Source organism: Streptococcus sp. 544 (assembly GCF_013277385.1).
Taxonomy (GTDB): Bacteria; Bacillota; Bacilli; order Lactobacillales; family Streptococcaceae; genus Streptococcus; species Streptococcus mitis_BA.
Map to the genome: position 1 here is coordinate 44,692 of NZ_VMMU01000016.1, position 13,706 is coordinate 58,397.

At 42.1% G+C, this 13,706-nt stretch carries 15 protein-coding genes; 5 read left to right on the top strand and 10 right to left on the bottom strand.

The annotated features are described in order from the left end of the window. Positions 1-30: 30 nt before the first annotated feature. The 4 genes from tpx to HT728_RS07590 form a co-directional block, all read right to left on the bottom strand. A complete protein-coding gene (gene tpx, locus HT728_RS07575; RefSeq protein ID WP_061366224.1) occupies positions 31-522 on the bottom strand; it encodes a thiol peroxidase in 492 nt (163 codons plus the stop codon). Between the two features lie 122 nt (positions 523-644). Further along, the gene (gene psaA, locus HT728_RS07580) at positions 645-1,574 is read right to left on the bottom strand and encodes a metal ABC transporter substrate-binding lipoprotein/adhesin PsaA (RefSeq protein ID WP_023933209.1); all 930 of its coding nucleotides are present in this window, start codon (positions 1,572-1,574) and stop codon (positions 645-647) included. Positions 1,575-1,605: 31 nt separating this feature from the next. Next, positions 1,606-2,454: a metal ABC transporter permease gene (locus tag HT728_RS07585; RefSeq protein WP_000559787.1), complete on the bottom strand. Its 849-nt coding sequence runs from the start codon at positions 2,452-2,454 to the stop codon at positions 1,606-1,608. Then, entirely contained in the window at positions 2,451-3,173 is a 723-nt protein-coding gene (locus HT728_RS07590; RefSeq protein WP_000619152.1) for a metal ABC transporter ATP-binding protein, read from the bottom strand. Before HT728_RS07590 ends, HT728_RS07585 begins: the two co-directional genes overlap by 4 nt. Positions 3,174-3,350: 177 nt before the next feature. Between HT728_RS07590 and pepO the strand changes: the two genes are divergently transcribed. Then, complete coding sequence (pepO, locus tag HT728_RS07595) at positions 3,351-5,243, top strand: endopeptidase PepO (protein ID WP_173234634.1); 1,893 nt, start codon at positions 3,351-3,353, stop codon at positions 5,241-5,243. A gap of 129 nt (positions 5,244-5,372) precedes the next feature. Here pepO and HT728_RS07600 read toward each other — a convergent pair whose 3' ends face one another. From HT728_RS07600 to HT728_RS07610, 3 genes are all read right to left on the bottom strand, one after another. Beyond that, on the bottom strand, positions 5,373-6,002 hold the full coding sequence (locus HT728_RS07600) for an MBL fold metallo-hydrolase (RefSeq protein ID WP_173234636.1): 630 nt from the start codon (positions 6,000-6,002) through the stop codon (positions 5,373-5,375). A gap of 126 nt (positions 6,003-6,128) precedes the next feature. Continuing rightward, positions 6,129-6,353 (bottom strand): hypothetical protein, encoded by a 225-nt coding sequence (locus tag HT728_RS07605; RefSeq protein ID WP_308410031.1) that lies wholly within the window; start codon positions 6,351-6,353, stop codon positions 6,129-6,131. A gap of 85 nt (positions 6,354-6,438) precedes the next feature. Further along, positions 6,439-6,753 carry a hypothetical protein gene (locus tag HT728_RS07610; RefSeq protein ID WP_016397434.1) on the bottom strand — a complete coding sequence of 105 codons (315 nt, stop codon included), beginning with the start codon at positions 6,751-6,753 and terminating at the stop codon, positions 6,439-6,441. 279 nt (positions 6,754-7,032) lie between these two features. On the opposite strand from HT728_RS07610, the gene HT728_RS07615 reads away from it, so the two are divergent. Both HT728_RS07615 and dtd read left to right on the top strand, forming a co-directional pair. Continuing rightward, complete coding sequence (locus HT728_RS07615; RefSeq protein WP_016397433.1) at positions 7,033-9,255, top strand: bifunctional (p)ppGpp synthetase/guanosine-3',5'-bis(diphosphate) 3'-pyrophosphohydrolase; 2,223 nt, start codon at positions 7,033-7,035, stop codon at positions 9,253-9,255. 29 nt (positions 9,256-9,284) lie between these two features. Continuing rightward, positions 9,285-9,728 carry a D-aminoacyl-tRNA deacylase gene (gene dtd / locus HT728_RS07620; protein WP_016397432.1) on the top strand — a complete coding sequence of 148 codons (444 nt, stop codon included), beginning with the start codon at positions 9,285-9,287 and terminating at the stop codon, positions 9,726-9,728. 38 nt (positions 9,729-9,766) lie between these two features. Here dtd and HT728_RS07625 read toward each other — a convergent pair whose 3' ends face one another. After that, a complete protein-coding gene (locus HT728_RS07625; RefSeq protein WP_078465556.1) occupies positions 9,767-10,180 on the bottom strand; it encodes a hypothetical protein in 414 nt (137 codons plus the stop codon). Between the two features lie 163 nt (positions 10,181-10,343). Beyond that, complete coding sequence (locus HT728_RS07630; RefSeq protein WP_000188509.1) at positions 10,344-10,994, bottom strand: metal-dependent transcriptional regulator; 651 nt, start codon at positions 10,992-10,994, stop codon at positions 10,344-10,346. A 111-nt stretch (positions 10,995-11,105) separates the two neighbouring features. On the opposite strand from HT728_RS07630, the gene HT728_RS07635 reads away from it, so the two are divergent. Together HT728_RS07635 and HT728_RS07640 are read left to right on the top strand one after the other, a co-directional pair. Further along, complete coding sequence (locus tag HT728_RS07635; protein WP_173234638.1) at positions 11,106-11,948, top strand: metallophosphoesterase family protein; 843 nt, start codon at positions 11,106-11,108, stop codon at positions 11,946-11,948. A gap of 75 nt (positions 11,949-12,023) precedes the next feature. After that, complete coding sequence (locus HT728_RS07640) at positions 12,024-12,461, top strand: Rrf2 family transcriptional regulator (RefSeq protein WP_173234640.1); 438 nt, start codon at positions 12,024-12,026, stop codon at positions 12,459-12,461. Positions 12,462-12,516: 55 nt separating this feature from the next. Here the strand turns inward: HT728_RS07640 and HT728_RS07645 are convergent, their stop codons facing one another. Further along, entirely contained in the window at positions 12,517-13,590 is a 1,074-nt protein-coding gene (locus HT728_RS07645) for a DUF2974 domain-containing protein (protein WP_173234642.1), read from the bottom strand. Between the last annotated feature and the right edge of the window lie 116 nt (positions 13,591-13,706).

Here is a 13,706-nt window from a genome sequence, read left to right on the forward strand (position 1 = left end):
CAGGAAACTCTTTGTGACAGAGGATTTTTTCTATAGTTCTTTAGCAGCTGCAATTGCGGCTTCGAAGTTTGGCTCAGAATTGATATTGTCCACGTATTCAACGTAGCGAATAGTATTGTCAGTATCAAGGACAAAGACCGCGCGTGCCAATAGGTGCCACTCATTGATTAAGAGGGCGTAATCACGTCCAAAGGAATGGTCGAAATAGTCTGAGAGCATGATGGCATTTTCAATTCCCTCAGCACCACACCAACGTTTTTGGGCAAAGGGGAGGTCCATTGAAACAGTCAAGACAACCGTATTATCCAGTCCAGCCAGTTCTTCATTAAAACGACGCGTTTGAGTTGAGCAGATGCCTGTATCGATAGAAGGTACGACACTCAAGACTTTTTTCTTTCCATCAAAATCAGCCAGAGATTTTTTAGAAAGGTCTGTTGTAGTGAGTGAAAAATCAAGCGCCTTGTCGCCGACTTGTAGTTGTTTACCTGTAAAGCTCACAGGATTTCCGAGAAAAGTTACCATAGGATACTCCAATCTTTTTTCTTCCATTGTAGCTGAAACGGTCAGAATTTTCCAATGATTTGACCGGAAATGTGTGCATAGAAAAAACGCCAGCTCATATGAGAATGACGTTTTTCAGAGGCTTATTTTGCCAATCCTTCAGCAATCTTGTCAAGGTTGTATTTCATCATGCTGTAGTAGCTGTCGCCTTCTTTACCTTGTTCTGCGATAGAGTCAGTAAAGATTTGTGCATAGATTGGGATGTTTGTGTCTTGTGAAACAGTCTTCATTGGACGGTCATCCACACTTGATTCTACAAAGAGTGATGGAACTTTTGTTTGGCGAAGTTTTTCAACCAAGGTCTTGATTTGTTCAGGTGTTCCTTCTTCTTCAGTATTGATTTCCCAGATGTAGGCACTTGGGACACCATAGGCTTTAGAGAAGTATTTGAATGCTCCTTCGCTGGTTACAATGAGTTTCTTTTCAGCAGGGATGTTATTAAATTTATCCTTACTTTCTTTATCAAGTTTGTCTAACTTATCAGTATATTCTTTGAGATTTTTTTCGTAGAATTCCTTGTTGTTAGGATCTTTGGCGCTCAATTGTTTAGCGATATTTTTAGCAAAGATAATCCCATTTTCAAGGTTGAGCCAAGCGTGTGGGTCTTCTTTACCTTTTTCATTTTTTCCTTCAAGGTAGATAACTTCAACCCCTTCGCTGACTGCAAAGTAGTCTTTGTTTTCAGTTTTCTTGGCATTTTCTACCAATTTGGTAAACCAAGCATTGCCACCTGTTTCAAGGTTGATACCGTTATAGAAAATGAGGTCTGCCTCAGAAGTTTTCTTAACATCTTCAGGAAGTGGTTCGTATTCGTGTGGGTCTTGCCCAATCGGAACGATACTATGAAGATCAATTTTGTCACCAGCAATATTTTTAGTAATATCAGCGATGATTGAGTTTGTAGCAACAACTTTTAGTTTTTGACCAGAAGCTGCATCTTTTTTTCCGCTAGCACATGCTACAAGAGCAATAACGGAAAGAAAGAGAACGAGTAATGTACCTAATTTTTTCATTAGATCCTCCAATTTATTGGGGCTTTGCCCCTTATTTTAACAAATGTTTATTTTTTAGTTTCAAATATCGTTGTTTTGGAGCGATAAAGAAGCTAATGAGAAAGAAACTAGCAGCTGTGAGCACGATACTAGAACCTGCCGCAACATTAAAACTATAGCCAATAAAGAGTCCCAAAACTGAAGCAGTAGCTCCAAAGGTTGAGGAAAGGAAAATCATGCTTTTCAGGCTATTAGCATACAGATAAGCAGTCGCGGCTGGGGTAATCAGCATGGCTACAATCAGGATAGTTCCGACACTTTGCATGGCTGTCACAGACACGAGAGTCAAGAGTACCATGAGAAGGTAGTGATAGAAATTGACAGGCATTCCCATGGCTTTAGCCAAGAGTTCATCAAAGGATGTTATCAAGAGTTGCTTGAAGAAAATCCAGATTAACAAGAGAATGACTGCTCCCACACCCATAGTAATAAACATATCCGTATCTTGGACGGCTAGGATATTACCAAAAAGGATATGGAAAAGGTCAGTTGAACTTTTAGCGACACTAATCAAGATGATACCGAGGGCTAAGAAAGAAGAAAAGGTAATGCCGATGGCGGTATCGCTTTTGATAATCGAGTTTCCCTTGATGTAGGTAATGATGATGGCAGCTAGCAGTCCAAAGACAATGGCTCCGATAAAGAAGTCAAGGCCCAAGATGAAGGAGAGGGCTACACCTGGTAAGACAGCATGTGAAATGGCATCTCCCATGAGTGACATCCCGCGTAGAATGATGAAACATCCTACAGCTCCAGCTACGACCCCTACGACAATGGCTGTTATCAAGGCATTTTGTAAGAAATGGAATTTTTGCAATCCATCGATAAATTCTGCAATCATAGGTCACCTCCATTGAAAAAGAGTCGATTACCGTAAGCTTCTTTGAGATTGGCTTCGGTAAAGGTTTCTTTGGTTGGACCAAAGGCAATCACTTCTCGATTGACAAGCAAGACTTGATCGAAGTAGTGGGGAACCTTGCTGAGGTCGTGGTGGACGATGAGAACCGTCTTCCCAGCTTTTTTCAGATCTCTCAGCGTATTCATGATGATTTCCTCACTGACAGAGTCAATCCCAACAAAGGGTTCATCCAAGAGGATATAGTCGGCTTCCTGTACCAAACATCTGGCAATCAAGACCCGCTGGAATTGACCTCCAGACAGTTGACTGATTTGCCGTTCAGCGTAGTCAGCTAGACCGACGATTTCAAGGGCTTCTTTCACTTTCTTCCAATGTTTAGCCTTTAAACTTCGAAAGAGAGGGATAGAGGGAAAGAGTCCTAACGAGACGCATTCCTTGACCTTGATGGGAAAGTTGTAGTCGATATTGATTTTTTGTTCGACATAGGCAATTCGGTGTAAGGATTTTTTAACTTCCTTGTTATCGAGAAATGCCTGACCTTGATGTGGGATAATTCCCAGCATCCCTTTTAATAATGTTGATTTTCCAGCACCGTTTGGGCCAATGATACCTGTAATTGTCGGTCCATGGAGCACTAGTGAAATATCCTTAAGTGCCAACGTTTCTTTGTAGGAGACACTGAGGTTTTCGATACGTATCATAAACTTATATTCCTCCTGTCTCTTAATATACATTAAAAAAAAAATTAAGTCAAGTTAATTTTTGAAAAAATTAAAATAATAACTGAAAAACAATGGGAAACATCCGTTCATTTTTAATTGCATTCCCAAGCAATTTTTGTTAAGCTAAAAACAAGTACAAATGAAAGCGAGAACAAGATGACACGTTATCAAGATGATTTTTATGATGCTATCAATGGGGAATGGCAACAGACAGCTGAAATTCCAGCAGATAAGTCTCAAACAGGTGGTTTTGTTGATTTAGACCAGGAAATTGAAGACCTGATGCTGGCGACAACAGACAAGTGGTTGGCAGATGAAGAGGTGCCTGAGGATGCTATTTTAGCAAACTTTGTCAAATACCACCGCCTAGTTCGTGATTTTGACAAGAGAGAAGCTGACGGTATCAAACCTGTCTTACCACTCCTTAAAGAATTCCAAGAATTGGAGACTTTTGCAGATTTTACAGCTAAACTAGCAGAGTTTGAGCTTGCAGGAAAACCAAACTTCCTTCCTTTTGGTGTATCGCCAGACTTTATGGATGCCAGAATCAACGTTTTATGGGCTAGCGCTCCAAGCACGATCCTGCCAGATACGACCTACTATGCAGAAGACCATCCTCAGCGCGAAGAACTCTTGACTCTTTGGAAAGAAACCAGTGCAAATCTCCTCAAGGCTTATGATTTCTCTGATGAAGAAATTGAAGACTTGCTAGAGAAAAGACTAGAATTGGACCGCCGAGTTGCAGCAGTGGTGCTCTCTAATGAAGAAAGTTCAGAATATGCCAAACTCTACCATCCATATGCTTATGAAGATTTCAAGAAATTCGCGCCTGCCTTACCTCTGGATGACTTCTTCCAAGCCGTTCTTGGACAAGTACCAGACAAGGTTATTGTAGACGAGGAACGTTTCTGGCAAGCAGCAGACCAATTCTACAGTGAAGAGGCCTGGCCTCTCCTTAAAGCAACCTTGATTTTGAGTGTTGTTAATCTTTCAACCAGCTATTTAACAGAAGAAATCCGTGTCTTGTCAGGTGCCTATAGCCGTGCGCTTTCAGGAGTTCCAGAAGCTAAAGACAAGGTCAAGGCAGCTTATCAACTAGCACAAGGTCCTTTCAAACAAGCCTTGGGTCTTTGGTATGCCCATGAAAAATTCTCTCCAGAAGCTAAGGCAGACGTAGAGAAAAAAGTAGCAACTATGATTGATGTCTATAAGGAACGCTTGGCTAAAAATGACTGGCTGACTCCTGAAACTCGTGACAAGGCCATCGTCAAACTCAATGTCATCAAGCCTTATATCGGTTACCCAGAAGAATTGCCAGCACGCTACAAAGACAAGGTAGTGGATGAGACTGCTAGTCTTTTTGACAATGCTCTAGCCTTTGCGCGTGTGGAAATTAAGCACAGTTGGAGCAAATGGAATCAGCCTGTAGACTATAAGGAGTGGGGCATGCCTGCTCATATGGTCAATGCCTACTACAATCCACAGAAGAATCTGATTGTCTTTCCAGCAGCTATTTTACAGGCACCTTTCTATGATTTGCATCAGTCATCTTCTGCTAACTACGGGGGTATCGGGGCGGTTATTGCCCATGAAATTTCTCACGCCTTTGATACCAACGGAGCTTCCTTTGATGAAAATGGTAGTCTCAAAGATTGGTGGACTGAGAGTGACTATGCTGCCTTCAAGGAGAAAACACAAAAAGTCATTGACCAATTTGATGGACAGAATTCTTATGGTGCAACTATCAACGGTAAATTGACTGTGTCAGAAAACGTGGCTGACTTGGGAGGAATCGCTGCAGCGCTTGAAGCAGCTAAAAGAGAACCAGACTTCTCAGCAGAAGAATTCTTCTACAACTTCGGTCGCATCTGGCGCATGAAAGGTCGTCCAGAATTTATGAAACTTTTGGCCAGCGTTGATGTACACGCACCAGCCAAACTCCGTGTCAATGTGCAAGTACCAAACTTCGATGATTTCTTTACAACCTATGATGTCAAAGAAGGCGACGGTATGTGGCGTTCACCAGAAGAGCGCGTGATTATTTGGTAATGTAAAAAATCTAGTCATCAGAAAAAAAGGCATCCAATCAGGTGTGAAAACCTTGATAGGATGCCTTTTATAATGGAAAGATTTGCTGGATAGTTTACTTAAATTGCGATATACATTATCATCATCTTGCTAGAAAAAAGGATTGAAGGTCTTTTCATGGGCGATGGTCGTAGCTGGACCGTGTCCTGGATAGACGTCGTAGTTTGGTAGGGTGAAAAGTTGGGTCTGGATACTATGAAGGAGTTGCTCCATGCTACCAGTCGGAAGATCCGTCCGTCCGATTGTTTCACGGAACAGGGCATCACCTGTCAAGACTAGGTGAGCATCAGGAAAGACTAGGGAAACACCACCGATAGAGTGACCTGGTGTTGGCAAGACAGTGAAACGAAATTCCTCTAGTTGGTATTCTTCGTGAAAGATAAAAGTGTGTTCTGCAGGTTTTGTGACCACATCTGCCATATCATCGTGGCGGGGAAGTCCAGAGAGATTGTCGACAGGAGTGTAGAGCCAGCTGGCTTCGCTCTCTGCGATATAGACAGGAGGATTGCCAAAAGTCTCGCGAACCAAGTCCAGACTCATGATATGGTCATAATGGGCATGGGTCAGGAGAATAGCGCATATAGGTTTATTGATGTTCTTTATTGTCTGACGAATAGCTTCCCAATGGCTGCCAGGATCGACGACGATGAGGTGTTTTTCACCCTCCAGGTAATAGGTGTTTTCATAGGCAACAGGATTCACGGTTTTATGGATTTTCATATTGGCTCCAATCTCAAAGAATGTACTAAATTAAGTATAGCACAGTTAGGGAGAATAGGTAAGGATTTAGAATGAACTTAAAAACCAGCATGACTAGAGGAAGACAGGCTGGTTATCAATTTATCACTATTGGAGAGGTGTCAATTGCCCTTCATAGGTTGCATAAACTCCGTCATTAGCTTGTTTGATAGATGTGATATTTAGAGTGCCACCGTAGTTGGCTTCTCGTTTATCGCTATATTCACTATAAGTTATCCTATTGGGTAGGTTCTGGTCGTTAGCATAGTATTGAACGACTGTTTTTTTATAGCTTTGCTGGCTGAATAGAAACAGGCAGCTAACTCCTAACACTAGGAGAGCAAAGATAGAAATAGCAGTTTTTTTCATAGGTGTTCTCCTTATAAACTAAAGGATAAAAGAAAGCATCTTGAGGATTTTAATTCCAAAATCCAGTCAAGGTACCAGTGTATGTGACACGAGTCCCACCGTTTGATCTTCGTACACTGTCTATTTCAAGTGTTCCTTTGAAGGTTGAATGGAAACTATCATTATATTCTGAATAGTAGATAGTTGGTGGGATGTAACCATCATCGTTATAGTATTTTGTTACTGTTTTACTATAACGATGAGAATATATACGCTCATAACGAGGACCTTCAAAGTTATTTGTTGTACTAGTTTCAGCAGCAGTGATTGGAACGGTAATAGATAGAGCAGTAGCTCCTAATAGTGTTAGTACAGTTTTTTTCATAGAATACTCCTTTGTAAAACGACGTCATTCAACTATATTGACTTGAATGAAAAGGTGATAAGGATAGGGAGTTAAATTATATTTAGGTTACAATATGGTTTCCGTTCTTCTATCTCTCCTTCTATCACCTAAATAGAAAATCTAACTGTACAATGTATTATAAAAAAATATTTCAGAATTGTCAAGCAATTCTGAAATATTTTTTTCCTATTCTGTTCCAATCTAGTTTTCATATTCTTAAAAAAGTGATAAAATGGTAGGAAGAATTGGAGAGTAGAGATGCCAAAAGAAGTGAATTTAACAGGCGAAGAAGTTGTCGCCTTAACCAAAGAATATTTAACAGAAGAGGATGTCCATTTTGTCCATAAGGCCTTGGTCTATGCGGTGGAATGCCATAGTGGTCAATATCGCAAATCAGGTGAGCCTTATATCATTCATCCTATCCAAGTGGCAGGTATTTTAGCCAAACTCAAACTAGATGCTGTAACAGTAGCTTGTGGTTTCTTGCATGATGTGGTAGAAGATACTGATGCGACCTTGGACGATTTGGAAAGAGAGTTTGGTCCTGATGTGCGGGTAATCGTCGATGGGGTTACCAAGCTTGGTAAGGTCGAGTACAAATCTATCGAGGAGCAATTAGCGGAAAATCATCGTAAGATGCTCATGGCCATGTCTGAGGACATCCGTGTTATCTTGGTCAAACTGTCTGACCGCTTGCACAATATGCGGACCCTGAAACATCTTCGAAAAGACAAGCAGGAGCGCATTTCCAAAGAAACCATGGAAATCTATGCTCCACTTGCCCATCGTTTGGGAATTTCCAGTGTCAAATGGGAGTTGGAAGACCTATCTTTCCGTTATCTCAATCCAACGGAGTTTTACAAGATTACCCATATGATGAAGGAAAAGCGCAGGGAGCGTGAAGCCTTGGTGGATGAGGTGGTCACAAAATTAGAGGAATATACGACAGATCGTCACCTAAAAGGGAAAATCTATGGTCGTCCCAAGCATATTTACTCGATTTTCCGCAAAATGCAGGATAAGAGAAAACGGTTTGAGGAAATCTATGACCTGATTGCCATTCGTTGTATTTTGGATACCCAAAGTGATGTTTATGCCATGCTTGGTTATGTGCATGAGCTTTGGAAACCCATGCCTGGTCGTTTCAAAGACTATATTGCTAACCGCAAGGCCAATGGTTACCAGTCTATCCATACGACAGTTTATGGGCCAAAAGGGCCCATTGAGTTCCAGATTCGAACTAAAGCCATGCACGAGGTTGCTGAGTACGGGGTTGCGGCTCACTGGGCTTATAAGAAAGGCGTTAAGGGGCAGGTTAACAGCAAGGAATCGGCTATTGGGATGAACTGGATCAAGGAGATGATGGAGCTTCAAGATCAAGCTGATGATGCCAAGGAATTTGTGGACTCTGTTAAGGAAAACTATCTGGCTGAGGAGATTTACGTCTTTACACCAGATGGAGCTGTCCGTTCTCTTCCCAAAGATTCAGGACCGATTGACTTTGCCTACGAAATTCATACCAAAGTCGGTGAAAAAGCGACGGGTGCCAAGGTCAATGGCCGTATGGTTCCACTGACAACCAAGCTCAAGACAGGGGATCAGGTTGAAATTGTCACCAACCCTAACTCCTTTGGACCGAGCCGTGATTGGCTCAATATGGTCAAGACCAGCAAGGCTCGTAACAAGATTCGTCAGTTCTTTAAAAATCAAGATAAGGAATTGTCTGTCAACAAGGGTCGTGAAATGCTGATGGCTCAGTTCCAAGAAAATGGCTATGTGGCCAATAAATTCATGGACAAGCGCCACATGGACCAAGTTCTACAAAAGACTAGCTACAAGACAGAAGAATCCCTCTTTGCGGCCATCGGTTTTGGAGAAATCGGTGCTATTACCGTCTTTAACCGTCTGACTGAAAAGGAACGCCGTGAAGAAGAGCGTGCCAAGGCTAAGGCGGAAGCAGAAGAACTTGTCAAAGGTGGCGAGATCAAGGTTGAAAACAAAGAAACCCTCAAGGTCAAGCATGAGGGTGGTGTGGTCATTGAAGGAGCCTCTGGTCTCCTAGTGCGGATTGCCAAGTGTTGTAATCCTGTTCCGGGTGACGATATTGTTGGCTACATTACCAAGGGGCGTGGTGTGGCTATTCACCGTGTGGACTGTATGAACCTGCGTGCCCAAGAAAACTATGAGCAACGTCTCCTTGATGTGGAATGGGAAGACCAGTACTCTAGCTCAAATAAGGAGTATATGGCCCATATCGATATTTACGGCCTCAACCGTACAGGATTATTGAACGATGTACTGCAAGTTCTTTCAAACACAACCAAGAATATTTCAACGGTCAACGCCCAACCAACCAAGGATATGAAATTTGCTAATATCCATGTGTCCTTCGGCATTGCCAACCTCTCTACACTGACTACTGTCGTAGATAAGATTAAGAGTGTGCCAGAAGTCTATTCTGTCAAACGGACTAACGGTTAATTGCCCTAGCTCTTACTAGAAAGGCTATTATGAAAATCATTATCCAACGGGTTACAAAAGCCCAAGTAAGTATCGAAGGTCAGGTGCAGGGGAAAATCAACCAAGGCCTCTTATTGCTGGTTGGTGTTGGACCAGAGGACCAAGAGGAAGATTTGGACTATGCTGTGAGAAAGCTTGTCAATATGCGGATTTTTTCAGACGCAGAAGGCAAGATGAACCTGTCTGTCAAAGATATTGAAGGAGAACTCCTTTCTATTTCTCAGTTTACCCTCTTTGCGGATACTAAGAAAGGCAATCGTCCAGCCTTTACAGGTGCAGCCAAGCCTGATATGGCATCAGACTTCTATGACGCTTTCAATCAAAAATTAGCGCAAGAAGTACCCGTTCAGACAGGTATCTTTGGAGCGGATATGCAAGTTGAGCTGGTCAATGACGGACCAGTTACCATTATCCTAGATACTAAAAATAGATAAGAAAGACCAAGCCCAGTCGGCTTGGTTTTTCTCATCTATCATAAAATACTCCAAAATGAAATCGTTTCTTGATAGGCTTTTGGGAAGTCTCTTTTCAGTCTTTGGCTTATGCGATAGGAAGAGATGAGATGTCCTAGGATTAGGAGAGTTCCCTGAAGGAGAAGTGGCACACCACTCAAACATATCAAGGAGAGAATCATCAGGCTATCCCATAGAAGGATTTGTAAGGCAAAATGCCAGAATTTTGGTCTAATCTGGGAATAGAGGTGACTAAAGTGGTCACAAAGCTGGTTTGAAAGATAGGCCAATAGCACAGGGTGAAAGAAAATGAGCCAACCACTATAAATTAAAATCCAATCCCAAGTGAGCCCCTCTTTAAATGTCAAAAATGCCAGCATAATTCCATCGATGGCAAGGAGCTCAATGGTTTTGATGAAGATGATTTTTTTCATGCTAAAACCTCCTTTTTTCATCTGTTAGTGACGTAATATTGAATATAATTATTATACAATATTTAGTTGGAGTGTGAAAGCGTTTACTATCTTTTTTGATATAAAAAATAGATAAGAAAACCCTGAAAATCAAACTTTCAGGGTTGGTAGGGGATTGGAGAAATTAGTTGATTTTCTCGACATAGAGTTGTTTTGCAATGTCCATACTTACTTGTAAGTCCTCGTCTTTACTAAGGATAGTGAAGGTGTTGCTGAAGCCATCAAACTGCTTGACTTGGAGCTGATCACCGATGTGAAGTGAGTGCTTGTCCAGATAATGGAGAATGTCAAAACTATCATGCACCCGAGTCAGGCGGTAGGAGCCAGCTTCCTTGATGTCAGCTAGTGGGAGGTTATTGATTTCAACTAGGAGTTCTCCCTTGGCAGGAATGGTTCCTCCGTGAGGGCAGGTCTTGGGAAATCCAAGCAATTTATCCAGTCTTTCCACGAAGAGGTCAGAGACAGTATGTTCCAATACCTCAGCTTCCTCGTGAATCTGGTCACTCGTATAGTCTAAATGATGAACTAGAAAAACTTCAATCAAGCGATGTTTACGGTAGAGCTCAGAGACCAGTTTGAGGCCGAGGTCAGTCAGTAGATAGCCACATTCCTTGTCCTTGAGGATGAGATTTTCACTCTTCATCCGTTTAATCATTTCAGTTACGGCAGGGGGAGAGACTTGCATGCGGGCAGCAATTTCCTTGTTGGTAATTTTATGCAGGTCTATGCCGATTTCATAAATACATTTTAGATAGTCTTCTTTATTCGGGGTCATTCGCTTCCTCTTGTCTAATATCTTTATCTAGTATATCAAAAAAAGCTAGATTTCTCTAGCTGTGACTTTTTATGTTATACTTATTGCAAGAGAAAAAACGAGGAGATGGATATGACGAAAATAGCTCTTCTTTCAGATATTCATGGAAATACCACCGCCTTGGAGGCTGTTTTGGCAGATGCTCGGCAGCTAGGAGTGGATGAATACTGGCTTTTGGGAGACATTCTCATGCCAGGGACAGGGCGTAGAAGGATTTTGGACTTGTTGGCTCAACTACCGATTACAGCTAGAGTTTTGGGAAACTGGGAAGATAGTTTGTGGCATGGTGTCCGTAAGGAATTGGATAGTACTCGTCCCAGTCAACGCTATCTCTTGCGCCAGTGCCAGTATGTTTTAGAGGAAATTTCCCTAGAAGAAATTGAACTGCTCCACAATCAACCTCTCCAGCTTCATCGTCAGTTTGGGGATTTGACGGTGGGAATTAGCCACCATCTTCCTGATAAGAACTGGGGGCGAGAGTTGATTCATACTGGAGCGCAAGAGGATTTTGACCGCTTGGTGACCAATCCCCCTTGTGATATTGCTGTTTATGGCCATATTCACCAGCAGTTGCTTCGTTACGGGACTGGTGGACAATTGATTGTCAATCCAGGTTCGATTGGGCAGCCTTTCTTTCTAGATGCTCAGTTGCGGAAGGACTTGCGGGCCCAGTATATGATTTTGGAGTTTGATGACAAGGGCTTGGTAGATATGGACTTCCGACGGGTAGATTACGATGTGGCAACTGAATTGCAGCTAGCTAAAGACCTGAAACTTCCCTATTTTGAGGTTTATTATGAAAGTCTGGTCAATGGTATTCACCATACTCATCATCAGGAATTTTTGAGAGAATTGGCCCAGAAAGAGGGCTATGATAGGGAATTAGATGCTTGGTTGAAAAGTGGTAACGATTGACATTACAACTAAAAAGGGTATAATAAAAGAAAAAGAAGAGTAGAGGTAGGGATGCCTCGTAAAAAGGAGAAGAGTATGCAAATTCCAAGTAGATTTACCATTGCGACTCATATGCTGATTATTATCGCTCTCAAGGGGAAGGAAAGCAAGGTGACCAGTGATTTTCTGGCTGCTAGTGTCGGGGTCAATCCTGTCATTATCAGAAAGACCTTGTCCCAGTTGAAGAAGGCAGAGCTGATTTCAGTAGCGCGTGGAACAGGGGGAACAGAGATTGTCAAGGATCTCAAGGAGATTAGTCTTTTAGATGTTTATCAAGCGGTCGAGTGTCTTGGTAAGACAGGTCAACTCTTTAGTTTCCATGACAATCCAAATCCAAATTGCCCAGTCGGAGCTCATATTCATGAGGTTTTGGATCAAAAATTGGAGAGAATCCAGCTAGCTATGGAGGCGGAGCTTGGTCAGACTAGTTTAGAACAAGTCGTGGCCGATGCAGAGAGTCAGATGAAGGATTGAATTTTCTTTAAAACAAGAAAGCTTATGAAAAGGCAAAAACCTTATCATAAGCTTTTTATCTATTCTTCCATGCTTGGTAACGGGTATCAATCAATAACTGGGTAAGGCGTCCCATGGTTTCTCTTTCTTCTGGAGTGAGGGATTGAGCTTGGACAAAGAGATGATGAATGTGTTCGATAGCCTTGAAGGAAGATAAGTCATTGATGGAGCTAATTCCAGCATCAAGAATAGTGCCAAAGAAGAGGTCGAAGTAGAGCTGGAGTTCTTCATCAGGGACTGTCGCTACCCATTCTTTAAAGGTTGTGTCTACTTGTTGGCTATCACTGTTGGTCTTATTCAGTTGGACGAAGTGCTTGTCCTCAATCTGCCAACTAAAGGTATCGTGCTGGGCGATGCCACCCAAGGCAGTACTCTGAACGATGATTTGGTGGGCAGGAATTTCTAGCATCCTACCGATAATGGAACCTTGTGGAATGAAGACCTTGGTTCTATCCATTATCCTTTGATAACCCTCGGTCTGTGTCAATTCTGTGTGAAGACCAGGCGCATCAAATGTATAAACTGCTGTGATCTGATCTTGCAAGCTTTGCTCAATTTGGCTAGTAGCATAGATAGCTAGATTTCCTCCCTTGGAATGCCCAGCCAGAATGACCTTTTTCTTTGGATGGTGGGCAAAAAAGTTCTTTAAATAGCGGAGGGCGTGCTTTTGAGCAGGAATTTCCTTCATATAGGTCAGGTGGAAATCTTCCTTCCAGCCAATGATACTATCATCAGTCCCACGAAAGACAATCAGATAGGTATCGAGAGTGAGGCGGTAGGTCATAGCAGCAAATTGCTTTTGCAGCTCAGGGTCGATGTCGTTGATAAAATGGGAGAGTTTGCAATTTTTGAAGCGTTTGTGTTGAGCTAGTTCATCTAATAGCTGGAGGCGATTTTTGCTGGTCAACATGTTAGGTTCTCTTGGAACCTGAGGTGCCAGTTCTAAAAGTCGCTGAGGAGCTGTGGAGACCAGATTATCAAAGGAGAGATAGGCGGTTTCTGTTAAGGCTAGAATGTCTAATTCATTTAAAGGAAGGTCGTAATAAGAATCGTATGCGACATCTTTCAGATAGTCAAAAATATTGGCCATAAGAGCTCCTTTCTTTTTATTTATCTTATCAAATTTCCCTCAAATTAGCTACTAGGGTTACCTCACTTTGTTAGCTGAAAACAAGCTATTTCAAATTCAGTTTCAGACCTGCTAGC